We start from the raw sequence: 26447 nt of genomic DNA, 5'->3' as shown, positions 1-26447 counted from the left end.
GTATTGCTGCAAGATGGCCGATAACGATTCCCAGATCGACCTGAAGAAGCGCGCGCGTCGTCGCCTGGTTGGGTCTGCTGCGCTGGCGCTGGCTGCAGTGATCATTCTGCCGATGGTGATGGATCACGAGCCGCGACAAGCCGTGCCTGATGTGCAGATCCGTATTCCGAGCCAGGAGGGCGGCAATTTCACGTCAAGGGTGATCACCGGCAAGGCGCCCGCTCCGTCGCAACCGGTGGCAGGGACGGCTGCAGAGGATGCGGTCATTGTGCCGGAGGTGGACGACGGGGCGCACCACAAGGAGGATGCGGAGCTGCCGCCGCCCCTGCTCAAGCCGGGTCAGGAGCTGCTGCCGCCGTCTAGGCTGAAGAAGGCCGAGGTGGTTAAGCCCGAACCTGCGAAGAAGCCCGAGCCCAAGCCGGAGCCTCCCAAAAAAGCCGAAGCCAAGCCCGATGTAAAGAAGCCTGAGCCGAAGCTTGAAGCGAAGACCGAACCCAAGCAGAAGGAACGGGAGCGCGAAAAGGAAAAGGCAGAAGCCGATAAGGCTCGTGCCGAAGCAGAGCGCGCCAAAGCGCTGCTGACTGGAGCCACTCCGCCGAAGGAGGCCAGTGCCGGCGCGCACGTGGTGATGCTTGGCGCCTATCGTGAGGCGGCGAACGTGACGAGTCTGCGTGCCAAGTTGAAGGCGGAAGGCTACGCTTCTTATGTGGAGCCTCTAGGGGACAAGATCCGCGTGCGCGCAGGCCCTTTCCCCAACAAAGCGGCTGCGGACAAGGCGGCGGCGCGGATCAGCAAGATCCTCGGGGTGCCGGCTTCCGTGGCCTCGAAGCCCTGACGTGCGACTTCCTTGAACGGGTTTGATTATTTCCTGTTGGCCGTTGTGGGCGTGTCGGCAGTGCTGGGTTTCTGGCGGGGCCTGCTGTCGGAGCTGGTTGCGCTGTGCGCATGGGTGTTGGCATTCCTGGCTGCCAAAGCGCTTACGGCGAGTGTGCAGCCTTATGTGGCAGTGCTCGTGAAGGAGCAGGTGCTGCAGGTGCCGGCGGCATTTGTCTCGATATTTGTAGTCGTACTGATTCTGGTAGCGATCCTGCGCTGGGCCCTTGGTGAACTCGTGAAGGCGGCGGGGCTGGGCTTTGCGGATCGTTTTCTCGGGGCATGTTTTGGTGCTGTCCGAGGTGGTGTGATTGTGTTTGCAGTGGCGTTGCTCGTCGGCCTCGGCGGCTTCGCCGGAAGCAGGTGGTGGCAGGAGGCGAGTTTCTCGGCGCCCCTCGAAACTGCTGCAATGGCTTCCAAACCGTGGCTCCCCGAGCTTCTGGCAAAGAGACTTAGATACCGATAGGTGGTTTGAAATGTGTGGCATTCTGGGCGTAGTAGCGACAACCCCCGTCAATCAGCTCCTTTATGATGGCCTGCAAGTGCTTCAGCACCGTGGCCAGGACGCAGCGGGTATCGCCACTGCGGAAGGCGGGCGGTTTCACATGCACAAGGCGTCGGGCTTGGTGCGCGACGTGTTCCGGACCCGGAACATGCGGGATCTGCCCGGCAATATGGGTATCGCTCATGTTCGATATCCGACGGCCGGTTCGGCTTCGGCCGCTGCAGAGGCCCAGCCTTTCTACGTGAACTCGCCTTTCGGCATCATGTTGGCCCACAACGGCAACCTGACCAACGCGGAAGAGCTGCAGCGGGAAATGTTCCTGTCGGATCTGCGGCACATCAACACCAATTCCGACTCTGAAGTGCTGCTCAACGTGCTGGCCCACGAGTTGCAAGCGGCTGCCAAGAGCTTCCGCCTGGATGAAGAGACCGTCTTTGATGCGGTGGCTGGCGTGCATCGCCGTTGTCGCGGCGCCTACGCCACTGTGGCGATGATCTCCGGAACCGGCCTGCTGGCCTTCCGCGATCCGTACGGTATTCGTCCGCTGGTCATCGGTCGGAACGACACGTCCAATGGCGTCGAGTGGCTGATCGCCTCCGAGAGCGTGGCGCTGGATGTGATGGGCTTCAAGCTGGTGCGTGACGTGGCGCCGGGCGAGGCGATCCTCATCGACACCGAAGGGCGTTTCCACAGCCGCCAGTGTGCGACCCACACGGTGCATGCTCCCTGTATGTTCGAATTCGTGTATCTGGCCCGTCCGGACTCGTTGATCGATGGCATCTCGGTGTACGACGCGCGCATCAACATGGGCAGCTCCCTAGCCAAGAAGTTGCGCGAGACCCTGCCGCACCTGAAGATCGACGTGGTTATTCCGATTCCCGATTCCAGCCGTCCGTCGGCAATGGAGATGGCCCACCAGCTGAACGTGCCGTACCGGGAAGGCTTCGTGAAGAACCGCTACATCGGTCGTACTTTCATCATGCCTGGGCAGGCGATCCGCAAGAAGTCAGTGCGCCAGAAGCTCAACACCATTCATCAGGAGTTCAAGGGCAAGGCCGTGCTGCTGGTGGACGACTCCATCGTACGCGGCACCACCAGCCGTGAGATCGTGCAGATGGCCCGGGATGCTGGGGCAACCAAGGTCTACATGGCCTCCGCCGCGCCCCCGGTGCGTTATGCGAACGTTTATGGTATCGACATGCCGACCAAGGCCGAGTTGATCGCCAGCGATCGCACCGAAGAGGAGATCTGTGCCGAGATTGGTGCCGATGCGCTGATCTACCAGGATCTGGAGGATCTCAAGGCAGCCGTGAAAGCGCTGAATCCGTCGATCTCGGTCTTCGAGACGTCCTGTTTTGACGGTACTTACGTCACAGGCGACGTGACTCAGGAATACCTGAGCGGTGTCGAGAACCAGCGTAGCGATGCTGCCAGCAAGCCGGCTGGTGAAGAAGGTGGTGGCCAGATGGACCTTAACCTGATTTCCCGCAGCGAAGGTTAAGTGGGTGATGGATGACCTGCACTTGATGTCGGCGGCACGCCCCGGCATTGAGTGCAGTCAATTCAACAAATACGTTGTGGGGCTGTCTGTAGAAGCTGCGTCGAGTTTCGTCTTCTGCGGCGGTTGGTGTAGACCTGAGTCTGCGGCAGCACGTCTATCAGTTCAGGGGGCGCCGGGAGAGTTTCCCGTCGGCCCATACCAATACTTCTCCAGAGGCCTGCCCGGCCGCCTCTACTCGCCAATCTGCCAGTACCCAGCGCTCACAGTCGTGTCCGTCCACGTCGAGCTTGTGGACCGCTGGCCGATGAGTGTGGCCATGAATCAGCAGTGGAAAACCATGCTTGCGCAGTAGCGCCGCAACCGCGTAGCCATTGACGTCCATGATTGCCGCGTCCTTCCCGGACTTGGCGGTTTCGCTTTGCATACGCACACCGGCGATGATCTGCTTGCGGACAGCTAGGGGCTGCGCCAGAAATTGGGCCTGCCAGGCTGGGTTGCGCACCTGGCTTCTGAAAGCTTGGTAAGCGATGTCGTCGGTGCACAGGCTGTCGCCGTGGCACAGCAGAGTAGGCTGTTCACCCAGTTGGATCGGAGTCGGTTCCGGCAAGATCGTCAGGCGCGCGCGCGCGGCGAACTCGTTTCCAAGCAGGAAGTCACGATTGCCCGCCATGAAGTAGACCGTTCTGCCGCTGTGGGCAAAGCGGGCAAGCTCTTCGGCTACTTCGCGATTGAGCGGGTCGTCGAGGTCGTCGTCGCCAGCCCAGTATTCGAACAGGTCGCCCAGGATGTACAAGCTGCCGGCCTCCCGAGCCACGCCGGCCAGATAGCGTTCAAACAGGGTGGTCAGCTCGGGGCGATCGGCGCTCAGGTGCAGATCGGAAATGAAATGGATTTGCATGGTGCCGGTCGCCCCTAGTCTTTAGATGACTTCGGCGCGGGTGATGACCACGTCGTCCTTCGGCACATCTTGGTGGAAGCCTGCGGAGCCGGTCTTCACGCCCTTGATTTTCTCGACGACGTCCAGGCCTTCGGTCACGCGGCCGAATACACAGTAGCCCCAGCCCTGGATGTCAGGGGAGCGGTAGTTGAGGAAGTCGTTGTTGCCCACGTTGATGAAGAACTGGGCCGTGGCAGAGTGCGGATCCTGCGTACGGGCCATGGAGATGGTGCCGATGTCGTTCTTGAGGCCATTGTCGGCTTCGTTCTTGATCGGAGCCTGGGTGGCCTTCTGCTTCATGCCCGGCTCGAAACCGCCGCCCTGGATCATGAAACCGTTGATCACGCGATGGAAGATCGTGTTGTCGTAGTGCCCGGCTTCTACGTAGGCAAGGAAGTTCTTGACGGTTTCGGGGGCCTTTTCGGCGTCGAGTTCGAGGACGATGTCGCCGTGGTTGGTGCTGAGTTTGACAGCCATGAAGTACTCCTGTTGGTTGGTGTGAGGCTTATTTGCCGGCCTGCTCAGGAAGCTGGCGGACCGACTGGATGGTGACGGGTGAGGCGGGAACGTCCCGGTGGAAGCCGCGGTTGGTGGTGGGCACTTTGCCGATTTTGCGGACGACGTCCATTCCACCGGTGACCTTACCGAAAACCGCGTAGCCTGCGCCGTCAGGCGACGGGTAGTTTAGCGGGCGGTTGTCCTCGAGATTGATGAAGAACTGGGCGGTGGCGGAATTGGGATCCTGGGTGCGGGCCATGGCGATCGTGCCCGCGTCGTTCTTAAGTCCGTTGCGGGCCTCGTTGGCGATTGGCGCACGAGTCTGCTTTTCTTCCATCCGGGCATTCATGCCGCCGCCCTGGATCATGAATCCGTCGATGACACGGTGGAAGATGAGTCCGTCGTAGAAGCCGCTCTTCACATACTCGAGAAAATTCGCCACCGACTTGGGGGCTTTTTCGGGATAGAGCTCAAGTACGATAGTGCCTTCACTGGTCTTCATTTCGACCTGGGGATTGGCGGCCAGGGCAAGGAGGCTTTGGCCGGCAAGCGCTAGGGCCAGAAGGGCTTTCTTCATGTAATGTCCTTGGGTGCGGTGATGGTGAGGATCAGGCGAAGCCTTCATAGACGATCTTCCAGCGGCCCCGTTCCTTCTGCCAGTATTGCCGCTTTCGGAGCACGTTTGAAAGATTGTTGCTGCGGTAGTCCTGCTCGAAGGTGACCACGACCATGTCCTGCTTGCCTGGACTGCGGAAGGCGCTCAGTCTGCCCAGTTCGACCTTGATCCAGGTCTTGCCCGCGGCCACCATGCGTTTCTGCTCAGCCCATTGGTCGTAACCACCGTCGTTGTTGCGGAATCGCTGGGAATAATGGGCAAGGTATCGATCAACACGGCGACTTTCCCAATCCTTGCGCCAAGCCTCCACTTGGCGCAGCACGGCGGTACGCTCGGTGCGCCAGTCATCGATATTGAGCCATTCGACGGTGTTGCTGATAATAACCGGCGTTACGCCAACCTGCAGAAAGCCAGCGAGGCTGGCAAGGTCGGGGTTGGTCAGCACGACGCAGCCATCCGAGGCCCGGGGGGGGCGGGAATAGGTGTCGCTGGGCGTGCCGTGCAGCCAGATGCCGTGTCCATCCTTTCCCTGTAGCTTGTCCCACTCGTTCGGGTAATTGATAGGAAAGGCACCGTTTCCGTAGAAATCGGTGAGCTTCTGCGGCGGCAGACTGGCCGTGACGTGATAGACGCCGATGGGTGTGCGCTTGTCTCCTTCGCGTCCCTTTTCCGTGCCGAGCTTGCCATGAGTGATGTAGTAGTCGCTGACAAAGCGGGGCTGGCCGTTGTCGTTCTGATAGACGTAAAGGCGCGAGCGAAGGGTGTCCACAACAACCGCATGCGTTTGCTCGGGGGCCATCTGGAGCAGATAGCGCGGGATGTAGCTGCTGGGGGGGCGATTGCGATAAGCCTTCAGCCGAACGACTGCTTCGTCCCTCAAATCGTCGACTTTTTCCTCTGGCGCACTACTGCCGCTGCCAAAACGATCTAGCGGGCGCCCGCGGGCGAGCAAAAGATCGCCACGGATCAGGTGGGCAAGCCGGAAGTTGGGGTACTGGGCAATGAGCGTGTCGGTCTTGGCCAGAGCCTCATCCAGCCTGGCATGTGAGATTGCCTGGATGATAGCTCCGAGTGCCGCATCAGCGCCGCTCGCCGAGGGCGCGGCTGTCCCTCCCTCTGCGAGCAGGGGGAGGGACAGCGCTAACACAAGCCCTCCCCGCAAGACGGTGTGAACCCGGCGCATCAGTTGCCAACCCGCTCCTGCTGGATCAGCCATTTCCCGTCCTGCCAGACCAGGATGAGGGTCTTGCCGGACGAGGAAGATAGATTGGCGGACCGATAGTTCTGGCGCAACTTGACCGTGGCTCGGTTGCTATCAATGCCGACGACCTTGAGGTCTTCGATCTTGACCTCGATTTCGCCAGGCTTTGACAGGCGCTGATTGCGTTCATCCTCCCATGCCTTACGGTTCTGACCTTTGGGGGGAGTGAAATCGCGGGAGTAACAGGCAAGATAGCCTTTCACGTCTTTCCGGGACCAGGCTGCCGCCCAGCTTTGTACAGTCTTGATGACAGCTGTCGCCGAAAGTGTTGCGTCTTCACTCGTTTCCGATGTGCGCTTGGGCTCTGTTTTGGCATTTTCCCTGGCTGTTGGTGCCGTTGCTGGCGCTGCGGCCACTGGGGCAGGAGCTGGCGTAGCCGGAACTGAAGCGGGCGCCGCCTTGGCGACCGGTGCGGCAGAAGGCTGCTGCGGTGTCGGGCGAGCGGGGGGCGATACCGTGGCGATGGCTGCAGGAGCGGGCTGGCTGGCTCTAGGCAGGCTCATGATCTCTCGGATCATTGACAGCTTATTCTGGGCCGCGGCGTTGGATGAGTCCAAGGACAGGGCCTTGTCGTAAGCCTGGCTCGCCAGCCGCGCGTAGATGTCGCCCAGATTCTCGTGGGCCGTGGCATAACTGGGGTGAGTCCGGATGGCGGTTTCCAGGGCGACGCGTGCCTTCTCGTACTGCTTCTGCTGTGCGTAGAGCACGGCTAGATTGTTGTAGGGCTCGGGCAGGTCGGGATAGTCCTCAGCCAGCTTCTGGAAAACCGCGATGGCCTCCGCATTACGGTTGAGCTCTACCAGCGCGACGCCCTTCAGAAAGCGCATTTGCGCATCGCGCGGCTTGGCCGAGAGTGCTACGTCCGCACGTTCCACGACTCGCGCGAACTGGCCTTGCTTGAGGAGTAGCTGCAGGTCCTGCGCCGATTCCGCTCGTGCCGGGGTGCATAACAGCAGGGATTGAAGGAACAGGGCGGCGGCCAGGGCTCGTTTTGACATGTGTTATGATCAGGCCCATGCGCAAGGCACGCAGGCTTTGTGTCGGGGTGGTTCGGCTACAAGCTCTTCATTTTAGCAAGAAGCGTAGTTGCCTACCATGAGCACCCCCGGTGTCTCTGAAGCCTGAAGCCATCACATTCGTGGTGTGCATCCGTCTTTTGTCGGCGTGGTGCCCGCCGCAGCTCACCATTTCCAATCGGTTTTCTGCCTAGCGGTTTTCCTCATGTTGAAAATTCATAACTCCCTGACGCGTAAGAAGGAGCAGTTCTCTCCCATCGAAGCTGGCAAGGTCCGCATGTACGTTTGCGGAATGACGGTTTATGACTTTTGTCATCTGGGGCATGCGCGCGTGATGGTGGTTTTCGACATGGTGGCTCGTTGGCTCCGTTCGAGCGGATATGCGGTGACCTACGTGCGCAACATCACCGACATCGACGACAAGATTATCAAGCGGGCCCAGGAGAACGGGGAGAGCATCCGTGCGCTGACTGACCGTTTCATCGCGGCGATGCACGAGGATGCCGATGCGCTGGGCGTGCTACGCCCGGACCACGAGCCGCGAGCCACGGAGTTTGTCCCATCGATGCTGCGGCTCATCGGGGATCTTGAGCAGCATGGCCTGGCCTACAAGGCGGACAATTCGGACGTGTGCTATTCGGTGCGCAAGTTCGATGGCTATGGCAAGTTGTCAGGCAAGTCGCTTGACGAGTTGCGCGCCGGCGAGCGTGTCGAGGTTGCCGGCGGCAAGAATGATCCCCTCGATTTCGTGCTGTGGAAGCACGCTCGTGCCGAAGAACCCGACGAGGTGAAGTGGGATTCCCCGTGGGGTGTCGGACGCCCGGGTTGGCATATCGAGTGCTCGGCAATGAGTTCCGAACTGCTGGGCAAGCACTTCGATATCCATGGTGGTGGTGCTGACCTGCAGTTTCCCCACCACGAGAACGAGATCGCGCAGAGTGAAGGCGCGCATCAGTGTTCTTTCGTCAATTACTGGATGCACAACGGCTTTGTCCGTGTGGACGACGAGAAGATGTCGAAGAGCCTTGGCAACTTCTTCACCATTCGCGACGTGCTGAAGGACTATGCGCCGGAAGTGGTGCGCTTCTTCATCCTGCGAGCCCACTACCGCAGCCCGCTCAATTATTCCGATGCCCACCTGGTAGATGCCCGCAACGCCCTGTCGCGCCTGTACACCGCCTTGCGCAATGTACCGCCGGCAGCGGATGTCGGGATCGACTGGTCCTCGCCCGCCGCTGCCCGCTTCAAGCTGGCGCTGGACGATGACTTCAACACGGCTGAGGCCCTGTCGGTGCTCTTTGATCTGGCCAACGAGGTGAATCGGTCCCAGTCGGCGGAGGTTGCGGCTGAACTCAAGGCACTGGCGGGCGTGCTGGGGCTGCTGGAGCAGGACCCCACGACCTTTCTGCAAGGCGGTGCTGACGGCGAGGAGGGTGGTGCGGCAGAGATCGATGCAAAGATTGCCGCACGGATCGCAGCCAAGAAAGCGAAGGATTTTGCCGAGGCCGACCGGATTCGTGCCGAATTGCTCGCCGCCGGCATTGTGCTTGAGGACACGCCGCAGGGAACGATCTGGCGGCGCGCTTGATAGTCCGTTCGTCGCTGCTGGCAAGTCAAAAAGCCTCGCGGACCCTAGAGGGTTGCGAGGCTTTTTGCCGTGGGGCTGACGCCCGTACTGTGCGGTGGTTCAGTGCAGCACGCGACCGTCGCGGCCCAACACTGTCAGGTCGACAAAGCGCGATCCATTGTGATTGGATGGCGTGTAGGTCACCCGATAGCCGCCGACATCGATGCTGCCGCCCTCAAGTATCGAGACCAATTTGTCCCGGCTGGGGTCCTTGCCTGCCCTCTTGAGCGCTTCGCTGACCAACTTGGCGTTGATATAGCCCTCAATGCCGTAATAGCTGTAATTGCTGTGCTTCGCAGAGGCCTGCAAGGCCTTCTGGTATTCCTTCACGACCGGCAGGATGTCGTTCCAGGGGTAGGGCATGACCTGGGAGATGCCGATGCCGTGGGCCTCCTTCGCGCCCAGTTCTCCGACCAGTAGATCTGCTCCGATAGGCGACAGGGTTGAGAACTGAGGCATTTGTCCGGCCTTGCGCATCTGCCGGATGAACTCGGCGCTGGGCTTGTAAAGAGTTGCCATGATGACCGCCTGCGGACTGGCCTTGGCGATCTGGGTGACGGCGGGGCCGACTTCCAGTGAGTTGCGTTCGATCGAGCCGACGGCGACCGGCTTGAGCTTGTGATGGGCGAGGGTGGCGGTCACGCCGTCCAGTCCTGATTTTCCGAAACCGTCGTTCTGGTAGAACACCGCGATGCTGGTTATGCCCAGGCCGACAAGGTGGTTGACGATGGCTTCGGTCTCGTCGGCATAGCTGGCGCGCAGATGGAACATGTAGCGATTGACCGGGCTGCGCAGGCTGCCCGCGCCACTGATGGTGCCGATTAGCGGAACCTTCGCCTCGCTGAAGACTTTCATCGCCTCAGTTGTCGGCGACGAGCCGTAAAAGGCCATTAGAGCGAAAACCTTCTGTTCGTTGATCAGCTTGCGGGTGTTGGCGACCGTCTTCTCGGTTTCGTAACCATCGTCGAGAGCAACCAGCTCCACCTTCCGGCCGTTGATGCCGCCGCTGGCATTCAATTGCGCGAAGTAGGCGAGAGCGCCTTCCTTCATTTCTTTGCCGTAGGCGCCGTTGGGGCCGCTGAACGGGGCCGACATGCCCAGCGTGATGGTGGTGTCTCCTACCCCGGTATCTGCTGCGTATCCGGTGGCGCTGGCCGTGAGCATCAGGCCGGCGCCAATACATGCGATCAGTTTCTTGATGGTGTGGAAGGGCATCATTGTCATTATTTTTTGTTAATCAAATCGGAGCCGGCCCCGAGTATAGGACAAAAAAAATGCCTTTCGGAAAGCACACGGGCCGACGTTGTTTCAACGTCGGCCCGTGTGCCAGGGTGCTGCACTGCGGCAAAAATCAGGCGCCGAAGAAGTCCTTCACCTTGTCCATCCAGGACTTGGCTTTGGGGTTGTGACGCTCTGCATTGGAAGACGCGATCTCATCGAATTCCCGCAGTAGTTCCTTCTGTCTGTCGGTCAGCTTGACAGGGGTTTCCACGATAACGTGCACCATCAGGTCGCCGGGGGCGTGGCTACGCACGTTGCGGATGCCCTTGCCGCGTAGCCGGAAGACCTTGGCACTCTGGGTCTCGGCCGGAATGCGGATGCTGGCGGCACCGTCGAGGGTCGGGATCTCGATCTCGCCACCCAGAGCGGCGGTAGTGAAGCTGATCGGCATCTCGCAGTGCAAGTCGTCGCCGTCCCGCTGGAAGACCGGATGCTGCTTGATGTGGATTTCCACATAGAGATCGCCCGCTGGGCCGCCATTGACGCCAGGCTCGCCGTGGCCGCTGTGGCGCAGGCGCATGCCGTCGTCGATGCCGGCGGGGATCTTCACTTCCAGTGTTTTCTGGCGCTTGATCCGGCCCGCGCCGCCGCAGGACGTGCAGGGCTCTGGAATGATGCGACCGCTGCCGTGGCACTTCGGGCAGGTTTGCTGGATCGAGAAGAAGCCTTGCTGGATGCGCACCTGGCCGGCGCCGCCGCAAGTCGGGCAGGTCTTGGGCTGGGTGCCGGGCTTGGCGCCGCTGCCGTGGCAGCTGTCGCATTCCTCGAGGGCCGGAATCCGGATGGTCTTCTCGGCACCACGGGCGGCTTCCTCAAGGGTGATCTCGAGGTTGTAGCGCAGGTCGGCGCCGCGATAGACGTTAGAACGCCCGCGTCCGCCGCCGCCTCCGAAGATGTCACCGAAGATGTCCCCGAATGCATCGGCGAAGCCCTCGAAGCCCTGGCCGCCACCGCCGCCGCCCATGGAGGGATCGACGCCGGCATGGCCATAGCGGTCGTAGGCTGCGCGCTTGTTGCTGTCGGTGAGGATCTCGTAGGCTTCCTTGACCTCCTTGAACTTCTCCTCGGCTTCCTTGTTGTCCGGATTGCGGTCCGGGTGGTACTTCATGGCCAGCTTGCGGTAGGCCTTTTTCAATTCATCCTCGGAGGCGTCGCGATTGACGCCGAGGATCTCGTATAAATCCCGTTTCGCCATTTTTGGGTGCTCTGGCTATCTTGTGGAAAGGCCGAGCCGAGCGGCGCACGGGGCGCCGGCATGGCTCGGCCGGAACTGTCTATGCGGCAGTGATGCCGGACAGGCTTACTTCTTGTCCTTCACCTCGGTGAACTCGGCGTCGACAACGTCCGGATCGTTGGCCTTGGAGCTGCTGCCACCAGCAGCACCTGCACCGGCACCGGCGGCACCGGCTTCAGCCTGGGCCTGGGCGTAGATGTGTTCGCCGAGCTTCTGGCTGACGGCAGCCAGGGCTTCGCTCTTGGCATCGATCGCGGCCTTGTCACCACTCTTGATCGCCTCTTCGGCATCCTTGATGGCAGCTTCGATCTTGGCCTTGTCTTCGCCGATCTTGTCGCCGTGCTCGGCCAGGGCCTTCTTCACGGAGTGGACCAGGGTGTCGAGCTGGTTGCGGGCGTCGACCAGTTCGTGGGCCTTCTTGTCTTCCTCGGCGTGAGCCTCGGCATCGCGGACCATCTGCTGGATCTCGTCATCCGACAGGCCGGAGTTAGCCTTGATGGTGATCTTGTTTTCCTTGCCGGTGGCCTTGTCCTTGGCGGACACGTGCAGGATGCCGTTTGCGTCGATGTCGAAGGTGACTTCGATCTGCGGCATGCCGCGCGGGGCCGGCGGGATGTCGGACAGGTTGAACTGGCCGAGGCTCTTGTTGCCGGCAGCCATTTCGCGCTCGCCTTGCAGCACGTGGATGGTCACGGCGGATTGGTTGTCGTCGGCGGTGGAGAACACTTGCGAAGCCTTGGTCGGGATCGTGGTGTTCTTCTGGATCAGCTTGGTCATCACGCCGCCCAGGGTCTCGATGCCGAGCGACAGCGGGGTGACGTCGAGCAGCAGCACGTCCTTGACTTCGCCCTGCAGCACGCCGCCCTGGATGGAGGCGCCCACGGCGACGGCCTCGTCCGGGTTGACGTCGCGGCGCGGCTCCTTGCCGAAGAACTCCTTCACCTTGTCGATGACCTTGGGCATGCGGGTCTGGCCACCGACCAGGATCACGTCGTCGATGTCGGAGACCTTCACGCCGGCATCCTTCAGGGCCACGCGGCAGGGCTCGATGGTGCGCTCGACCAGGTCTTCGACTAGCGATTCGAACTTGGCGCGGGTGATCTTCAGAGCCAGGTGCTTCGGGCCGGTGGCGTCGGCGGTGATGTAGGGCAGATTGATTTCGGTCTGTTGGCCGGAGGACAGCTCGATCTTGGCCTTCTCGGCGGCTTCCTTCAGGCGCTGCAGGGCCAGCACGTCATTCTTGAGATCGACGCCCTGTTCCTTTTTGAACTCGGTGACGATGTAGTCGATGATGCGCTGGTCGAAGTCCTCGCCGCCGAGGAAGGTGTCGCCGTTGGTCGACAGCACCTCGAACTGCTTCTCGCCGTCGACATCGGCGATCTCGATGATGGAGATGTCGAAGGTGCCGCCGCCCAGGTCATAGACGGCGATCTTGCGGTCGCCCTTGCCGTGCTTGTCCAGGCCGAAGGCGAGCGCCGCGGCGGTCGGCTCGTTGATGATGCGCTTCACGTCGAGGCCGGCGATGCGGCCGGCGTCCTTGGTGGCCTGGCGCTGGCTGTCGTTGAAGTAGGCCGGCACGGTGATGACCGCTTCGGTCACTTCTTCGCCGAGGTAGTCTTCGGCGGTCTTCTTCATCTTGCGCAGCACTTCGGCGGAAACCTGCGGCGGAGCGATCTTCTTGCCGCGCACTTCAACCCAGGCGTCACCGTTGTCGGCCTTGGTGATGGTAAAGGGCATCAGATCGATGTCCTTCTGTACTTCCTTCTCTTCGAAGCGGCGGCCGATCAGGCGCTTGACCGCGTAGAGGGTGTTGCGGGCGTTGGTGACGGCCTGGCGCTTGGCCGGAGCGCCGCACAGGATTTCACCGTCGTCGGCGTAGGCAACGACGGACGGGGTGGTGCGCGCACCTTCGGAGTTCTCGATGACCTTCGGCTTGCCGCCTTCCATCACGGAAACGCAGCTGTTGGTGGTGCCGAGGTCGATGCCGATGATCTTGCCCATGAGTTTTCCTTCAGTTCGAATTCTGTTTGACATGCGCTCCGATGGTGTCGGGGCGCCGGCTTGTTACCGATATGGGGATGTCGTCGCCGCTTTCAAGCGGCGGATTTGGCTTTCGACACGACGACGAGCGCCGGGCGGATGGTGCGGTCGTGCAGCAGGTAACCCTTCTGCAGCACATTGATCACAGTGTTGGGTTCGCCGTCGGCCTCGATGGCGCTGATCGCCTGATGCTTGTTCGGGTCGAACTTCTCGCCGACCGGATTCACCTCGACGACGTTGGCACCCTGAAACGCGGAAATCAGTTGCTTGAGAGTCAGCTCGACACCTTGCTTCAGGCTATCCAGCGTGGCGTTTTCGGTGGCGAGGGCTGCCTCGAGGCTGTCCTTGACCGGAAGCATGGCCTGGGCAAATTTGTCGGCGGCGAATTTGCCGGCTTTGGCGATGTCGTCCTGGGCGCGACGGCGGACGTTCTCGGTCTCGGCCTTGGCGCGCAACCACGCATCATGGTGTTCAACCGCCTTCAATTCGGCTTGGCGGAGCTGCTCGGCAATGTTCGGCAGGGAGTCGACACTCGGCTCGTCGGCGGGCTGGGAGACTTGCTCGGCCGCGATGCCGGCGGCGTTATCCACGAGTTCAGGTGCCTGCTTTTCGTCGGCGCTCAGCGGGGTGTCTTGGTCTTGCATGGGTAAGGCTCCTTTTTGGGACTCGCGATAACTTGGGGGCGCGGGTTAAGATTTCAAGGGGTAATTTTCATCTGCACCGCTCGATATCCACCGAGGGTGTAAAATTATGTTGAGTCCGGCGTGTCCCGGTCATCTTTCCAGGCTCTGGGGCGTAAAGCAGGTATGGAACAAGAACCCGGCAAAATCGGCAAATACAAGCTACTCCGCGAGGTTGGTCGTGGTGCAACGGCAACCGTATATCTCGCCGAGCACCCCCAGTATCCAGATCCGGTTGCGCTCAAGCTGATCCGTTTTGAGGACAAGTCGAAGGACGGGGCGAAGTGGAACCGGCGGCTTCTCAAGCTATTGCGGGCCGAGATGGACGTTTCCCGCCGCCTGGATCACCCGAACATCATCAAGATCTTCGATACGGCTGTCGAAAAAGATTACGCCTATATCGTCATGGAGTACTTCCCCGGCTCGACGCTGGAGCAGTACTGCACTTTCCAGAATCTGTTGCCGCTGCACCGGACGATCGGTGTTGTTTTCAAGTGCTGCATGGCGTTGGATTACGCCTACCGCCAGGGCATCGTGCACCGGGACATCAAGCCGGCCAACATCCTGATCGACGAGCAGGACAACGTCAAAATCACTGACTTCGGGTTGGCCCTCAACATCTGCAAGAAGAGCGAGTCCGACTCGACCTTCATCATGGGGGTCGGGTCTCCGGCATATATGAGCCCCGAGCAGATCAAGGGTTATCCGCTGAACCAGAAGACCGACCTGTTTTCACTTGGCGTCGTGCTCTTCCATATGCTGACCGGGCGTTTGCCGTTTCGGGCCAAGAATCCGGCCCAGTTGATCTACAAGATCCTCAATACCGAGCCGCCGTTAGTCTCGCAGATCAACGCGGATCTACCTGAGCAACTGGATACGGTTATCCGCAAGGCGCTCGAGAAGGATCTGTATTCCCGTTACAAGAACGGCGCTGACTTTGCCAAGGACTTGTCGGCCGTGAGGTACAAGATCCTTGATGACACGAGCCTCCCGCAGGATACGACGCGTTACTCAATCCTCCGCAAGATGCCTTTCTTTGTGGAGTTCGAGGATGTGGAGATCTGGGAGATCCTGCGTATCTCCCGTTGGCGTAAGGTGGATTCGAACACCCTGTTGATGCGCGAAGGGGATGCCGATCAGCGTTTTGGGATTGTCATCGACGGGCGCGTCGAGATCTCCGTCGATGGCCATCGTGTCTGCGAGCATGGCTATGGCGAGGTTTTCGGTGAGTTGGCCTATCTCGACCAGCAGGAGCACAAACATATGACTACGGTGGTTACGACGACGTCCACCGTCTATCTGGAGCTCAACCCGGCGGCCTTGTCCCTGGCCACGGACGAATGTCAGGAGGCCTTCCGCTCCCGGCTCGTCACCGTTGTGGCGCGCCGTCTGGGGCAGGCCTACCGGGATGTGTCGAAGGACGGCCCTCCAGCCGAGCGCATCACGGCGAGTGGCTTTGGTATGGAACTTCAGCTCGTCGACAACTGAGGCAGCTCTGCTGCCTTCAGCTGGCGTGACGACCGAGATTCGCCAGCGTCCAGTGGCAGATGTCCTCGCTGCCTATGGCGCCCGAGTGGCGCGCGATTTCCTGCCCTTCGTGGAGAAGGACCAGGGTCGGGATACTGCGAATGCCAAAGCGCGCGGCCAGTCCAGGTTCTTCCTCGGTGTTTACCTTGCCCAGCCTGACCCGCGGCTCGAGCTTGGCTGCGGCGCTCGCAAAGGCTGGCGCCATGCTGCGGCAGGGGCCGCACCAGGCCGCCCAGAAGTCCACCAGCAGGGGAAGGCTGCTGCGTTCCGCATGAGAAGCGAAGTTTGTTCCGGTCAGATGCAAGGCCTGGCCATTGAATAGGGCTTGCTTGCACTTTCCGCATTGCCCGGCGTCGTCGAGGCGTGTGGCGGGCATGCGGTTGAGTGTGTGGCAGTGGGGGCAGGCAATCAGCACGGTGTCGCTCATCGAAGGGCTCCAGAGGGTTTCTGTCTATGTTGGGCGGGGCATCCGGTGTTTCAAGTGAAAACCGTTGGTTATATCGTGAAAATCTAAAGTTCCACTAAAATCGGTCGAAATTCTGCCTGTGACGCGATATCCGTGTGGGCGGAAGGAGGTGGCGTGTGGGGCGGGGAAGCACTTATGGGATCAGTCGGGTCGACAACGAAACCAGCCGCACCCACGGCTGGTTGGTGACGATTCAGCGGCGCGGCGTGATCTATCGCAAGCATTTCAGTGATGGCGTCTTCGGTGGACGGCAGCGCTCGTTCACGGCCGCGAAGGCATATCGGGACGAGATCATCGCGGCGCATCCGCCATTGTCGATGCAGGAATATTCCAACATCGTCAAAAAGAACAATCGCTCTGGCGTGGTCGGGGTGTGCCGTTACTGCGCCTCGGAAACCCGTGATTTGCCAGAAGAGAAGCAGCGCTGGTTCTGGGTAGCGTCATGGCCGTTACCGGATGGAAAGCGCAAGCGGGTCAAGTTCTCCGTCAAAAAATACGGCGAGGACGGTGCGTTCCAGATGGCCATGGACGCCAGGTCGGCTGCCCTCGGAAAGCTGGTGGGGGCCTTCGATCCCGGCGCGGTGCGGCGCAAGAGCGTGCGTCGGCGTGCAGCGCGTGTAGGGGCGTCAGGCGCGCACTGATTCTGATGGTGGTGCTCACTAGTCTTTGTCGCCGAGAGCAAGGTTGACCAGCCAGGTCAGCAGGCTGTAGAGCAGGGCACCCCAAAAGGCTGTCGCGAAGTCAGGCACCGCGAATCCCCGTACCAAGCCGGATACGGACCAGAACATCAGGGCGTTGATGACCAGCATGAACAGGCCAAGGGTCAGCACGGTGATCGGCAGCGTGATGATTAGCAGCACGGGACGGATAATCGCGTTCACGAAGCCCAGCAAGAGCGCGCTCAGCAGGGCGGCGGTATAGCTGTCTACGCGGATGCTGGTAACGATTTCCGGTACCAGCATCAGGGCAATGGCATTGAGCGCCCAGCGGACCAGCAGTTTCATGTCACCTCCGCCGGCGGGCTGGTCGCAGGCGCTGCGCTCTTGCCTATCACGCGAGCGCCCCTGCGGCGCGGGCCCGTGCAGCCTGGCGGGCCAATTCATCGTTGGTTGGATGACCATCGTCGAGCCAGTTGCCCAGGTGGCGGAGACTCAGGCGGGTTAGCGCTTCGATCCAGTCCTGCCGTTCATTGAGGCACGGGATATAGCTGAAGCGCTGGCCTCCGGCATGGAGGAAGGCTTCGCGACACTCCATGTTGATTTCTTCCAGCGTCTCCAGGCAGTCGGAGACGAAGCCCGGGCACATGACGTCTACCGATGAGGCACGGTTGTCGCGTGCCAGCTGCTCAAGCGTCGGCTGGGTGTAGGGTGTGAGCCATTCTGCCTTGCCGAAGCGGGATTGGAAGCTGACGAACACGCGCTCCTCGGGAAGTTGTAGTGCTTCCCGCAGCAGGCGAGCTGTTTTGTGGCACTCGCAGTGGTAGGGGTCGCCTAGGTCTAGTGAGCGACGCGGGATGCCGTGGAAGCTGAGAACCAGCTTGTCGGCCTGGCCTTCCTTCTTCCAGTGATCCCGCACCGATTGCGCCAACGCGGAAATATAGTCTGGGTCGTCGCCAAAGCTGCGCACGTAGCGGATTTCGGGGAGGTTGCGCCAGTGGCGCAGGCAGTCGGCCACCTCGTCGATGACGGTTGCGGTCGTGCTGGCGGCAAACTGCGGGTAGAGCGGAACGACCAAAATGCGGGTGCAGCCGGCGCTCCGCATCGCATCCAGTTGCTGGCGGATGGACGGCTGGCCATAGCGCATGGCCCAGTTCACGCGCAGGTCGGGCTGGCCGGCATGGGTCAGGAAGCCGGCCAGCAGCTTCGCCTGCTTTTCGGTGTGCACCTTGAGCGGCGAGCCGTCGTCGGTCCACACGCTGGCGTACTTGGCGGCAGACTTGGCGGGGCGGGTCCGGAGGATGATGCCATTGAGGATCGGCCACCAGATGAGGCGCGGAATCTCGACGACCCGCGGGTCTGACAGGAACTGCTTCAGATAGGGGCGAAGTGCTTCCGGTGTGGCCGCAGCGGGGGTGCCGAGATTGACCAGAAGGATGCCGGTGCGGGGCGCCTGGCCGTGGGTGTAGGCTGGCTCCTGCCAGTAGCGGGACATAGCGTCTTTCGTCAGTTGTGGCCCGAAAGGGCGCTGGTTAGCAGGCGGGCAGTGACGTCCACGATGGGGATCACTCGTTCGTAGGCCATGCGGGTGGGGCCGATGACGCCGACGGAGCCAACAAGCTGGCCGTCCACTTCATAGGGTGCGGTGATGACGCTGCAGTCGTCGAGGGGGCTCAGTCCGCTCTCTCCGCCGATGAAGATCTGCACGCCCTGGGCCCGGTTGGAGATGTCGAGGAGTTGCATTAGGCCGGTTTTTTGCTCGAACAGCTTGAAGAGTTCGCGCAGGCGGGCCATGTTTGAGGACAGGTCTTCGGCGTCGAGCAGGTTGGTTTCGCCGGAGATCACGTAGGTGCTTTGGGTTTCCTCCAGCGCTTCACTGCCGGCCTCGACGGCAGCGCTCATCAGGTCGGTCATGTCGGAGCGCAGCTGCTTGAGTTCGTCCTGGATCCGGGTGCGGATTTCCGGGAATGCCAGGCCGGCGAAGTGCTGGTTCAGGTAGTTGGCGGCAGTGACCAGCTCGGCCGCACTGTATTGGCGCTTGGTGAACAGGATACGGTTCTGGACGTCGCCACCGGTGGTGACGAGGATCAGCAAAACCCGGGTTTCCGACAGGCTGACGAATTCGATCTGGCGGATCTTGATGGCGTCCTGCTTCGGAGAGATCACGACGCCGGCAAAGTGAGTGAGGCCGGACAGCAGTTGGGACGCTGCGTTGATGACCCGCTGCGGTTCGCCGGGCTGGATCTGGCCCTTGATCTCCTGCATCTGGCCCAAATCGATGGGCTGCACGGTGAGCAGGCTGTCCACGAAGAAACGATAGCCCCTTGCCGTGGGCACCCGGCCGGCGGAGGTGTGCGGGCTGGTGATGAAGCCGAGCTCTTCCAGGTCCGACATCACGTTGCGCACCGTCGCAGGGGACAGCTTGAGGCCGGAATGCCGCGACAGAGCACGCGAGCCGACCGGCTGGCCGTCGGCGATGTAGTGCTCCACCAGGGTCTTGAGGAGGATTTGCGAACGTTGATCGAGGCTGGTCATGGTGGAAGACTCGGAGAGACGCAGGGATTCTAAGGAAGGGACGCGCTCATGAGAAGCATGAATGGTGCCGGTTGGTTCTGTTTTGTCTTGGCCGCCTGCGACGTTCGCGAATAATGTGGTTTAATCGGTCCATGACCTGTGAGTTCAAGACGATTGCGCTGATCGGCAAGTATCAGACCCCCGAGGTGGCTGAAGCGGTGCTTCGGCTGGCCAATCATTTGCGAGGCCTGGGGCTCCAGGTGCTGATCGAGCAGGGCACGGCGAGCTCCACGGGGCTGACGGCGGGTTTTTCCGTCGCTAGCTACGAAGAAATCGGTGTCCAGGCCGACCTTGCGATCGTACTTGGGGGCGATGGCACACTTCTCAATAGTGCATGCCGGCTGGCCGAGTATGAGGTGCCGCTGGTCGGGGTCAATCAGGGGCGACTCGGTTTCCTGACCGACATATCCCGCGAGGTGGCGCTGGAAAAGATCAGCGAGGTGCTCGAGGGGCGGTACTCGGAGGAAAGCCGGGTATTGCTCGACGCCGAGGTGCTCCGTAACGGAAAGCGTGTGTTTCATACGCTGGCGCTCAATGATGTGGTTGTGAACAAGGGTGATCTTGGTCGCATGATCGAGTTCGATCTGCGCATCGACGGAGAGTTCGTCTACACCCAGCGTTCCGACGGCATGATCATTTCGACGCCGACCGGCTCGACTGCCTACGCCCTGTCGGCCAATGGCCCCATACTTCATCCGAGCGTGGATGGCATCGCGCTGGTGCCCATGTGTCCGCACGCGTTGACCGCACGTCCGATCACGTTGCCGGACCGCTGCCGTATCGAGATTGTGCTGTTGCCGCCGCACGATTCCCGCGTCCATTTTGACGGGCAGACGCGCTACGACACGCGCGCGGGCGACACGCTGCAGATTACTCGCTCTCCCCATCGGGTTCGCCTGTTGCATCCGGTGGGTTACAGCTATTTTGCGATGCTGCGTGAAAAGCTGCACTGGAGCTCCACACCCCGCCACGGCTGATCCGCTCAATTTCCTTCTGTTTTCATGCTGCGTCATCTTTCCATTCGCGACTTTGTAATTGTCGATCAACTCGAGCTCGACTTCGAGGCCGGTTTCGGTGCGTTGACCGGGGAGACCGGGGCGGGCAAATCGATCCTGCTGGATGCCCTGGGCCTTGTGTTGGGTGGCAAGGCCGAGAGCGGGGTGGTCCGGACGGGGCAGGCCAAGGCGGAGATACTCGCGGAATTCGAGCTGCCCGAAGGCGGGGCATTGCGAGACTGGCTGATCGAGCAGGAGCTGGACTCCGGTGACGGTTCGGTGCTTATGCGCAGGGTTATCGACAGTGGCGGGCGCTCCAAGACCTGGCTCAATGGTGTTCCGGTCGTGCTGGCCCAGATGCGGGCCGCAGGTGAGTGGCTGGCGGATATTCACGGTCAGCACGCTCATCATGCGTTGTTGCGTGCGGATGCTCAGCTGGAGTTGGTGGATGCCCATGGTGGCCTGTCTGCTCAGGCGGAGGAGGTCGCCGAGTTGTATCGTGCTTGGTCTGCCTTGCGGAGGGCGCGGGAGGCTGCCGAACATGGGGCCCTCTCTACGGAAAGGGAGCGCGAGTTGCTGGCCTGGCAGGTCAATGAGCTGCGTGAGCTGGCCTTTGATCCGCAGGAGTGGGCAACCCTCAATCAGGAGCAGACCCGCTTGGCTCACGCTGCCGGCCTGATTGCCGGTAGCGCCGAAGTGCTGGAAGGACTGGCGGACAGTGAATATGCGGTTGTGTCGCAGCTCGATCGCCTGCTCGCGCGAGTCGCTGACATGGCTGAGCATGATGGGCAGCTTGCCGATGTGCAGGAATTGCTCAGCGGAGCGAGCATTCAGCTTGATGAAGCGCTGCATGCCATGCGCCGCTATCGGGACAGGCTCGATGTGGACCCCGAGCGCCTGGCGGAGATCGATCAGCGCATTCAGGCTGTGACCGGCATGGCCCGAAAGCACAAGGTGGCACCCGAGTCTCTACCCGATCTAATGGCCGATAGCGTGCTGCGCCTTGAGCGTCTGACGCGGCAGGCCGATCCGGAGGCGCTGGCGCGGGAGGAGTCCGTGGCCAAGGCGCGTTTCATGGCCGCGGCCGGGGTCTTGTCCGCTGAGCGCCGACGCGTGGCAGAGGCGCTGTCTGCGGCGGTGACCGATGCGATGCAGTCGCTCGCGATGGCTGGCGCGCGTTTCGAAATCGCCGTGAGGCCGGTGGAGGAGGGGTGTGCCAGTGGCTTGGAGACCGTGGAGTTCCTGGTGACGGCGAATGCCAGCCAGCCCCTACGGCCCCTCGCCAAGGTTGCGTCAGGCGGTGAATTGTCGCGGATCGGTCTTGCGATCCAGGTCATTGCGAGCCGGAGTGCGGCTACGCCGACGCTGATCTTCGATGAGGTCGATGTCGGCATCGGGGGGCGGGTGGCGGAGATCGTCGGGCGTCTGCTCAAGCAACTGGGTAGCGACCGCCAGGTGATGTGCGTCACCCATTTGCCTCAGGTGGCTGCTCAGGCTGATTGGCAATGGACCATCTCGAAGGATACGCGTGACGGCGAGACGCTCTCTCGTGTCAGGTGTTTGAGCCCTGGCGAGCGTATCGAGGAAATCGCTCGCATGCTGGGTGGCGTCCATATCACGGATACCACCCGCGATCACGCGGCTGAGATGCTGGGCCTGCCGCGCGCCGGTTGAGGCGATTGGTGCTCAGGTGCTGGAAACGGGGCCGCTGCCTGGGCGGTTGGGGCAGGGATCTTTCTTGCAGTCCGCGTACAGATAGAGCGCGTGCTCGCGAACGACGAAGCCACGCTCCTCGGCGATCCGGTTTTGTCTTTCCTCGATGGCCGGATCGAAGAACTCTTCGACCTTGCCGCATTGCAGGCACACGAGGTGGTCATGGTGGTGCCCCTCGTTGAGCTCGAACACCGCCTTGCCTGACTCGAAGTAATGGCGTTCCAGGAGGCCTGCTTGTTCGAACTGGGTGAGCACGCGGTACACGGTGGCCAGCCCGATGTCCATGTCTTCGGCGATCAGCAGTCGATAGACGTCTTCCGCTGTCAAGTGTCGATTCTCAACCTTCTGGAACAGGTCGAGGATCTTGAGTCGCGGGAAGGTGGCCTTAAGGCCGATACTTTTGAGGTTCTGCGAATTGCTGGACATGGGTGCCCCGAAAACTTGGATGCGCCGGCCGAAAGTCCGGCCAGCCCCGTATGATATAGTTTCAGACCAACCTTGAGAATGCGGCCGTCCAGCCGCTGTCCGTTCCGCCTTCCCGAAACGTCATGCGCAAACTGTTCTTCTCTGTCCTGCTGGTTGCCGTTCTGCCCGGTTGCACCGCTGTCGGCAATTTCTTCAAACCCTACAGGATCGACGTCCGGCAGGGCAATTTCGTTACCCAGGAAATGGTGTCGCAGCTCAAGTCGGGCATGACGCGGGATCAGGTGCGTTTCGTTCTGGGAACGCCGCTGGTTACAGACGTCTTTCATGCGGATCGTTGGGATTACATCTACCGTTTTCAGCCGGGCAAGGGGGGGCTGCAGGAGCGCCGTTTGACCGTGATTTTTGAAGACGGCAAGTTGACGCGCCTGGAGGGGGATGTCCGCGCGGGCGAGGCACCTTCGCAGCCCTGAGTGGGGCGGGTCTCTAACTGTTAATACGTTTCTCCGGATTTTTCATGACTCAAGTTCGTATCGCGATTGCTGGTGCCTCTGGTCGGATGGGGCGGATGCTCATCGAGGCAACCCTCAAGGATGCCGATGCCGTGCTGGTCGCTGCCTTCGAGCGTCCCGAAAGCACCTTCATCGGCAAGGATGCCGGTGATCTGGTGGGTTCTCCGTGCGGTGTAGCCATTACCAGTGACGTGGCGGCCGGGCTGGCACAGGCGGATTGCCTGATTGATTTCACCCGGCCGGAGGGCACGCTGCATCACCTCCAGTTGGCCAAGGCCGCTGGTTGCGGCATGGTGATCGGCACGACAGGTTTCTCGGCGGAGGAGAAGGCCGCGATCGGCGCTGCGGCGCAGGGCATTCCAGTGGTCTTCGCCCCCAACATGGCGGTCGGCGTGAATGCGGTCTTCAAGCTGTTGGACGTGGCCGCGCGCATTCTTAATGAAGGTTATGACGTGGAGGTCATCGAGGCGCACCATCGACTCAAGGTTGATGCGCCCTCGGGTACCGCCTTGCGCATGGGGGAGGTCGTTGCTTCGGCACTCGGTCGCGATCTCGAGTCCTGCGCCGTTTATGGGCGCGAGGGTGTAACCGGCGAACGGGATGGTCAGACGATCGGTTTCGCGACGGTGCGCGGTGGCGATATCGTGGGTGACCATACGGTGCTTTTCGCCGGTATCGGTGAGCGTATAGAGATCACCCACAAGTCGGGTAGCCGTATGCCTTACGCGCTGGGAAGCCTTCGGGCGGCTCGCTTCATCGCCGGGCGAAAGGCTGGGCTTTTCGACATGCAGGACGTGCTTGGTCTGAGGTAAGCTGGTCCAACGCGGCCCAGGTCGCGGGGCGCCCTGCCGATCCTTTCGGTAGCCAGGCTTGGGTGGGCGCCCTCACTTCTGTTCGTCCTCGTGAGGTCGTTATCTTGACCGTTTCCGCGATCGCTCCGAGTCTTTCTGATGCCGAGCTTGGGCTGGCGCTGAGGGCTTTTGTGGCCGCTGGGGCTGCCGCGGGAAGGTTCGAGGCGATCGGCGATGTTCAGGGGGCGCCGCCGGAGGTGATTCTTGGGCTGTTGACGCAGCTGTTGCAGTCGCGGGATGGGTTGGAGCGCGAGTTGCGGGACCTGCGCGAGCGTTTGAGTCTCGCGCTGCAGAATACCGAGGCCGGGGTGTGGGACTGGGATCTTGCCCGCGCTGCAGTGGTCATGGATACGCATTGGCAGGCCATGCTCGGTTATGACGCGGCCGAATTGTCCGGTGAGTTTGCCTCGTGGATGCCGCTCCTGCATGCGGATGATCGCGAATTGTTACACCATCAGGTGGTGGCTCATTTGCGCGGGGATCTCGATTGCTTCGAGGCGCAGTTCCGCGTTCTCGACAAAGCGTCCAAGTGGCGCTGGATTCTCGTCAAAGGGCGGGCCAGTGCGCGTGGCCGCAATGGACGCTGGACCCGCATGATGGGTATCTACCGGGATATCACCCGCGCCAAGAGTGCCGAGCTAGAGCTTTTGCATGCCAAGGAGCAGGCTGAGGCTGCCAATCGGGCCAAGAGCGATTTTCTGGCCAACATGAGCCATGAAATCCGCACCCCGATGAACGGCATCATCGGCATGACGGAACTGGCGCTCGATACTCGGCTTGATGAGGAGCAGCGGGAATACCTGAATACCGTCAAAAGTTCGGCGGATTCTCTGTTGCGCATCATCAATGATGTGCTCGATTTTTCTAAGATCGAGGCGGGACGGCTGAATCTCGAGCAAGTCGAGTTTTCGCTTCGTGGTCTGCTGAGCGACACCATGAAGTCCCTCGCCCTGCGGGCGTATCAGAAGGGCATCGAGTGCTTCTACTACGTGAGTCCGGAGGTGCCAGCAGCCTTGATTGGCGACCCTACCCGTCTGCGCCAGGTGCTGACCAATCTCGTCGGTAATGCGATCAAATTTACGGATCGGGGTGAGGTCGAGGTTGTGGTGCGCGCCCGGCTGCTTGATGGGGGTGATGCGATTCTCGATGTTGATGTGCGGGACTCCGGCATCGGGATTGCCGAAGATAAGTACGCCACTATTTTCGGGGCCTTTTCCCAGGCTGACGAATCCACAACTCGCAAATATGGCGGAACGGGCCTGGGGCTGGCGATCTGCAAGCGCATCGTCGAGTTGATGGGGGGGGCGATTTCAGTGTCGAGCGAGATCGGCAGGGGTAGTACCTTCAGTTTTTCGGTGCATGTCGATGTGGCTTCGCACGAGGTTGTGGAGCGTCCGTCGTTTGGTGGCCGCCGTGTCTTGCTGGCGGCAGGCAATGAAGCACTGCGCCATTGCGTTGGTGCGCAGTTGCACTCTCTGGGGCTGGAGGTCAGCGAGGCGGCTGGCGGTGACGAATTGCTTGCTCAGTTGCAGGCCGCCCAAGATGCCGGTGTGCCATACGACTGGCTGTTGATGGATGCGGCGATGCCGGCGCCTGGGGGCTACGCCCTGGCCGAAAGGCTGATCAAGGGCTGGCCTCGTCTGGACCGGCTGATCATGATGCTGGACGCCAATGCGCAGCGTGGTGACTCGGTGAAGTGCGAGCACTTCAAGCTTGGGGCTCGCCTGATCAAGCCATTCTCGGAGTTTGATTTGGTGGACGCGCTGCGTTTGTCGCTGCAGGGCGGGGTGCTTGCGGATACACCTTTCCTGGCCTTCAAGCCGGCGGCTCCTCTGTCTGCGACTCAATCAGGCCGGGCGTACGACATCCTGCTGGTGGAAGACAATCCGGTGAATCAGGCCGTGGCCGTCAAAATGCTGGAGAAGGCTGGCTACTCGGTCACGCTGGCGTCGAATGGCATGGAGGCTGTCGAGTGTTTCGACAGGGGGCATTTCGATCTGATTCTGATGGATGTCCAGATGCCAGTGATGGGCGGTTTCGAGGCGACTCAGGCTATTCGGGCGCGGGAGGCTCGGCGCAGCTGGGCTGCTGGCGGCCAGTGGCGATTCACTCCGATCGTTGCAATGACGGCGCATGCGATGCAAGGGGATCGTGACCGTTGCCTTATGGCGGGCATGGACGACTATATTGCGAAGCCCATCAAGCCCGCTGAGCTGTTTGCGACGATCGAGCGCGTCATGGGTGGCGGCGAGGGTGGGGCTCAGGGTGAGGAGGGGAGTGGCTCCTGCATCGATCTTGGCGCGGATGGCGAGGTTGCCAATCTTGCCGCAACCCTGGAGCTACTCGATGGTGACGAGTCTGCACTGCAGCAGTTGATCGCATTGTTCTTCAACGATCTGGAGCGCAACCGCAAGGCGCTCGAGCAGGCGCAGCGTAACGATGATTTTGCAAGCATTCGTAACCTGGCGCACTCGATCAAGGGGGCTGCGGGGGTGTTTCATGCGGAGGCTGTCGTGGCGGTGGCTCAGCGTCTGGAGCTGGCCGGCAAGAGTCAGGACGGCCCCTCTGTGCACCGGGCGTTGCCCGAGTTGTTGAATGCGCTTGGTACGCTTGCGGGCGTGTTGCGCAAGGCGCGAAAGGCAGCATAGTTTGTCAGTATTC

Annotated in this window: 25 protein-coding genes; 11 read left to right on the top strand and 14 right to left on the bottom strand. The window is 61.2% G+C overall.

Annotated features, from left to right (window positions below):
• The first annotated feature begins 13 nt into the window (after nucleotides 1-13).
• The 3 genes from ACE3RX_RS07130 to purF are packed head-to-tail and all read left to right on the top strand — an operon-like array spanning nucleotide 14 to nucleotide 2879.
• Nucleotides 14-835 (top strand): SPOR domain-containing protein, encoded by an 822-nt coding sequence (locus tag ACE3RX_RS07130; protein WP_374481782.1) that lies wholly within the window; start codon nucleotides 14-16, stop codon nucleotides 833-835.
• A 12-nt stretch (nucleotides 836-847) separates the two neighbouring features.
• Entirely contained in the window at nucleotides 848-1339 is a 492-nt protein-coding gene (locus ACE3RX_RS07125; RefSeq protein ID WP_374481780.1) for a CvpA family protein, read from the top strand.
• 10 nt (nucleotides 1340-1349) lie between these two features.
• A complete protein-coding gene (gene purF, locus ACE3RX_RS07120) occupies nucleotides 1350-2879 on the top strand; it encodes an amidophosphoribosyltransferase (protein ID WP_374481778.1) in 1530 nt (509 codons plus the stop codon).
• Nucleotides 2880-3036: 157 nt separating this feature from the next.
• On the opposite strand, the gene ACE3RX_RS07115 is transcribed toward purF, so the two are convergent.
• The 5 genes from ACE3RX_RS07115 to ACE3RX_RS07095 are packed head-to-tail and all read right to left on the bottom strand — an operon-like array spanning nucleotide 3037 to nucleotide 7189.
• The gene (locus ACE3RX_RS07115; protein ID WP_374481776.1) at nucleotides 3037-3777 is read right to left on the bottom strand and encodes a UDP-2,3-diacylglucosamine diphosphatase; all 741 of its coding nucleotides are present in this window, start codon (nucleotides 3775-3777) and stop codon (nucleotides 3037-3039) included.
• 21 nt (nucleotides 3778-3798) lie between these two features.
• Nucleotides 3799-4293 (bottom strand): peptidylprolyl isomerase, encoded by a 495-nt coding sequence (locus tag ACE3RX_RS07110; RefSeq protein WP_374481773.1) that lies wholly within the window; start codon nucleotides 4291-4293, stop codon nucleotides 3799-3801.
• 28 nt (nucleotides 4294-4321) lie between these two features.
• Entirely contained in the window at nucleotides 4322-4891 is a 570-nt protein-coding gene (locus tag ACE3RX_RS07105) for a peptidylprolyl isomerase (RefSeq protein ID WP_374481771.1), read from the bottom strand.
• A gap of 31 nt (nucleotides 4892-4922) precedes the next feature.
• Entirely contained in the window at nucleotides 4923-6146 is a 1224-nt protein-coding gene (locus ACE3RX_RS07100) for a L,D-transpeptidase family protein (RefSeq protein ID WP_374481769.1), read from the bottom strand.
• Nucleotides 6113-7189 (bottom strand): tetratricopeptide repeat protein, encoded by a 1077-nt coding sequence (locus tag ACE3RX_RS07095; protein ID WP_374481767.1) that lies wholly within the window; start codon nucleotides 7187-7189, stop codon nucleotides 6113-6115. Before ACE3RX_RS07095 ends, ACE3RX_RS07100 begins: the two co-directional genes overlap by 34 nt.
• Before the next feature lie 223 nt (nucleotides 7190-7412).
• Here ACE3RX_RS07095 and cysS point away from each other — a divergent pair, with 223 nt between their 5' ends.
• Nucleotides 7413-8795 (top strand): cysteine--tRNA ligase, encoded by a 1383-nt coding sequence (gene cysS, locus ACE3RX_RS07090; RefSeq protein WP_374481833.1) that lies wholly within the window; start codon nucleotides 7413-7415, stop codon nucleotides 8793-8795.
• A 99-nt stretch (nucleotides 8796-8894) separates the two neighbouring features.
• On the opposite strand, the gene ACE3RX_RS07085 is transcribed toward cysS, so the two are convergent.
• From ACE3RX_RS07085 to grpE, 4 genes are all read right to left on the bottom strand, one after another.
• Nucleotides 8895-10052 carry an ABC transporter substrate-binding protein gene (locus tag ACE3RX_RS07085; protein ID WP_374481765.1) on the bottom strand — a complete coding sequence of 386 codons (1158 nt, stop codon included), beginning with the start codon at nucleotides 10050-10052 and terminating at the stop codon, nucleotides 8895-8897.
• A 133-nt stretch (nucleotides 10053-10185) separates the two neighbouring features.
• Nucleotides 10186-11310: a molecular chaperone DnaJ gene (gene dnaJ / locus ACE3RX_RS07080; protein WP_374481763.1), complete on the bottom strand. Its 1125-nt coding sequence runs from the start codon at nucleotides 11308-11310 to the stop codon at nucleotides 10186-10188.
• Nucleotides 11311-11415: 105 nt separating this feature from the next.
• Nucleotides 11416-13350 carry a molecular chaperone DnaK gene (dnaK, locus tag ACE3RX_RS07075; RefSeq protein ID WP_374481761.1) on the bottom strand — a complete coding sequence of 645 codons (1935 nt, stop codon included), beginning with the start codon at nucleotides 13348-13350 and terminating at the stop codon, nucleotides 11416-11418.
• A gap of 92 nt (nucleotides 13351-13442) precedes the next feature.
• Complete coding sequence (gene grpE, locus ACE3RX_RS07070; protein ID WP_374481759.1) at nucleotides 13443-14033, bottom strand: nucleotide exchange factor GrpE; 591 nt, start codon at nucleotides 14031-14033, stop codon at nucleotides 13443-13445.
• A 162-nt stretch (nucleotides 14034-14195) separates the two neighbouring features.
• On the opposite strand from grpE, the gene ACE3RX_RS07065 reads away from it, so the two are divergent.
• Nucleotides 14196-15557 carry a protein kinase gene (locus tag ACE3RX_RS07065; RefSeq protein ID WP_374481757.1) on the top strand — a complete coding sequence of 454 codons (1362 nt, stop codon included), beginning with the start codon at nucleotides 14196-14198 and terminating at the stop codon, nucleotides 15555-15557.
• Between the two features lie 16 nt (nucleotides 15558-15573).
• Here ACE3RX_RS07065 and trxC read toward each other — a convergent pair whose 3' ends face one another.
• Entirely contained in the window at nucleotides 15574-16023 is a 450-nt protein-coding gene (gene trxC, locus ACE3RX_RS07060; RefSeq protein WP_374481755.1) for a thioredoxin TrxC, read from the bottom strand.
• Nucleotides 16024-16178: 155 nt separating this feature from the next.
• Here trxC and ACE3RX_RS07055 point away from each other — a divergent pair, with 155 nt between their 5' ends.
• Nucleotides 16179-16703, top strand: a complete 525-nt coding sequence (locus ACE3RX_RS07055) for an AP2 domain-containing protein (protein ID WP_374481753.1) — start codon at nucleotides 16179-16181, stop codon at nucleotides 16701-16703.
• 18 nt (nucleotides 16704-16721) lie between these two features.
• On the opposite strand, the gene ACE3RX_RS07050 is transcribed toward ACE3RX_RS07055, so the two are convergent.
• From ACE3RX_RS07050 to hrcA, 3 genes are read right to left on the bottom strand one after another with little or no spacing between them, the layout of a single operon-like run.
• Nucleotides 16722-17066 carry a phage holin family protein gene (locus ACE3RX_RS07050; RefSeq protein WP_374481751.1) on the bottom strand — a complete coding sequence of 115 codons (345 nt, stop codon included), beginning with the start codon at nucleotides 17064-17066 and terminating at the stop codon, nucleotides 16722-16724.
• 46 nt (nucleotides 17067-17112) lie between these two features.
• A complete protein-coding gene (hemH, locus tag ACE3RX_RS07045) occupies nucleotides 17113-18213 on the bottom strand; it encodes a ferrochelatase (RefSeq protein WP_374481749.1) in 1101 nt (366 codons plus the stop codon).
• A gap of 11 nt (nucleotides 18214-18224) precedes the next feature.
• Nucleotides 18225-19253 carry a heat-inducible transcriptional repressor HrcA gene (gene hrcA, locus ACE3RX_RS07040; RefSeq protein ID WP_374481747.1) on the bottom strand — a complete coding sequence of 343 codons (1029 nt, stop codon included), beginning with the start codon at nucleotides 19251-19253 and terminating at the stop codon, nucleotides 18225-18227.
• A gap of 131 nt (nucleotides 19254-19384) precedes the next feature.
• On the opposite strand from hrcA, the gene ACE3RX_RS07035 reads away from it, so the two are divergent.
• Nucleotides 19385-20269, top strand: a complete 885-nt coding sequence (locus tag ACE3RX_RS07035; RefSeq protein WP_374481745.1) for an NAD kinase — start codon at nucleotides 19385-19387, stop codon at nucleotides 20267-20269.
• Nucleotides 20270-20293: 24 nt separating this feature from the next.
• Entirely contained in the window at nucleotides 20294-21961 is a 1668-nt protein-coding gene (gene recN, locus ACE3RX_RS07030; RefSeq protein ID WP_374481743.1) for a DNA repair protein RecN, read from the top strand.
• A gap of 12 nt (nucleotides 21962-21973) precedes the next feature.
• On the opposite strand, the gene fur is transcribed toward recN, so the two are convergent.
• Nucleotides 21974-22426 carry a ferric iron uptake transcriptional regulator gene (gene fur, locus ACE3RX_RS07025; RefSeq protein ID WP_374481741.1) on the bottom strand — a complete coding sequence of 151 codons (453 nt, stop codon included), beginning with the start codon at nucleotides 22424-22426 and terminating at the stop codon, nucleotides 21974-21976.
• A gap of 122 nt (nucleotides 22427-22548) precedes the next feature.
• On the opposite strand from fur, the gene ACE3RX_RS07020 reads away from it, so the two are divergent.
• From ACE3RX_RS07020 to ACE3RX_RS07010, 3 genes are all read left to right on the top strand, one after another.
• A complete protein-coding gene (locus tag ACE3RX_RS07020; protein ID WP_374481739.1) occupies nucleotides 22549-22896 on the top strand; it encodes an outer membrane protein assembly factor BamE in 348 nt (115 codons plus the stop codon).
• A 44-nt stretch (nucleotides 22897-22940) separates the two neighbouring features.
• Complete coding sequence (dapB, locus tag ACE3RX_RS07015) at nucleotides 22941-23747, top strand: 4-hydroxy-tetrahydrodipicolinate reductase (protein WP_374481737.1); 807 nt, start codon at nucleotides 22941-22943, stop codon at nucleotides 23745-23747.
• A 104-nt stretch (nucleotides 23748-23851) separates the two neighbouring features.
• Nucleotides 23852-26434 carry a response regulator gene (locus tag ACE3RX_RS07010; RefSeq protein WP_374481735.1) on the top strand — a complete coding sequence of 861 codons (2583 nt, stop codon included), beginning with the start codon at nucleotides 23852-23854 and terminating at the stop codon, nucleotides 26432-26434.
• Nucleotides 26435-26447 lie beyond the last annotated feature (13 nt).

Origin of the sequence: Zoogloea sp. (assembly GCF_041914405.1) — a bacterium.
Classification (GTDB): Bacteria; Pseudomonadota; Gammaproteobacteria; order Burkholderiales; family Rhodocyclaceae; genus Zoogloea.
The sequence above is the reverse complement of the archived record's forward strand: the minus strand, read 5'-3'. Positions and strand labels throughout refer to the sequence as shown.

Coding starts and splice junctions, on each gene's coding strand:
- dnaK (WP_374481761.1), bottom strand. CDS start 13,350: ATGGGCAAGATCATCGGCATCGACCTCGGCACCACCAACAGCTGCGTT.
- ACE3RX_RS07095 (WP_374481767.1), bottom strand. CDS start 7,189: ATGTCAAAACGAGCCCTGGCCGCCGCCCTGTTCCTTCAATCCCTGCTG.
- ACE3RX_RS07050 (WP_374481751.1), bottom strand. CDS start 17,066: ATGAAACTGCTGGTCCGCTGGGCGCTCAATGCCATTGCCCTGATGCTG.
- grpE (WP_374481759.1), bottom strand. CDS start 14,033: ATGCAAGACCAAGACACCCCGCTGAGCGCCGACGAAAAGCAGGCACCT.
- recN (WP_374481743.1), top strand. CDS start 20,294: ATGCTGCGTCATCTTTCCATTCGCGACTTTGTAATTGTCGATCAACTC.
- ACE3RX_RS07130 (WP_374481782.1), top strand. CDS start 14: ATGGCCGATAACGATTCCCAGATCGACCTGAAGAAGCGCGCGCGTCGT.
- dnaJ (WP_374481763.1), bottom strand. CDS start 11,310: ATGGCGAAACGGGATTTATACGAGATCCTCGGCGTCAATCGCGACGCC.
- ACE3RX_RS07020 (WP_374481739.1), top strand. CDS start 22,549: ATGCGCAAACTGTTCTTCTCTGTCCTGCTGGTTGCCGTTCTGCCCGGT.
- trxC (WP_374481755.1), bottom strand. CDS start 16,023: ATGAGCGACACCGTGCTGATTGCCTGCCCCCACTGCCACACACTCAAC.
- fur (WP_374481741.1), bottom strand. CDS start 22,426: ATGTCCAGCAATTCGCAGAACCTCAAAAGTATCGGCCTTAAGGCCACC.
- ACE3RX_RS07065 (WP_374481757.1), top strand. CDS start 14,196: ATGGAACAAGAACCCGGCAAAATCGGCAAATACAAGCTACTCCGCGAG.
- dapB (WP_374481737.1), top strand. CDS start 22,941: ATGACTCAAGTTCGTATCGCGATTGCTGGTGCCTCTGGTCGGATGGGG.
- ACE3RX_RS07115 (WP_374481776.1), bottom strand. CDS start 3,777: ATGCAAATCCATTTCATTTCCGATCTGCACCTGAGCGCCGATCGCCCC.
- hemH (WP_374481749.1), bottom strand. CDS start 18,213: ATGTCCCGCTACTGGCAGGAGCCAGCCTACACCCACGGCCAGGCGCCC.
- hrcA (WP_374481747.1), bottom strand. CDS start 19,253: ATGACCAGCCTCGATCAACGTTCGCAAATCCTCCTCAAGACCCTGGTG.
- ACE3RX_RS07100 (WP_374481769.1), bottom strand. CDS start 6,146: ATGGCTGATCCAGCAGGAGCGGGTTGGCAACTGATGCGCCGGGTTCAC.
- cysS (WP_374481833.1), top strand. CDS start 7,413: ATGTTGAAAATTCATAACTCCCTGACGCGTAAGAAGGAGCAGTTCTCT.
- ACE3RX_RS07110 (WP_374481773.1), bottom strand. CDS start 4,293: ATGGCTGTCAAACTCAGCACCAACCACGGCGACATCGTCCTCGAACTC.
- ACE3RX_RS07105 (WP_374481771.1), bottom strand. CDS start 4,891: ATGAAGAAAGCCCTTCTGGCCCTAGCGCTTGCCGGCCAAAGCCTCCTT.
- purF (WP_374481778.1), top strand. CDS start 1,350: ATGTGTGGCATTCTGGGCGTAGTAGCGACAACCCCCGTCAATCAGCTC.
- ACE3RX_RS07085 (WP_374481765.1), bottom strand. CDS start 10,052: ATGATGCCCTTCCACACCATCAAGAAACTGATCGCATGTATTGGCGCC.
- ACE3RX_RS07035 (WP_374481745.1), top strand. CDS start 19,385: ATGACCTGTGAGTTCAAGACGATTGCGCTGATCGGCAAGTATCAGACC.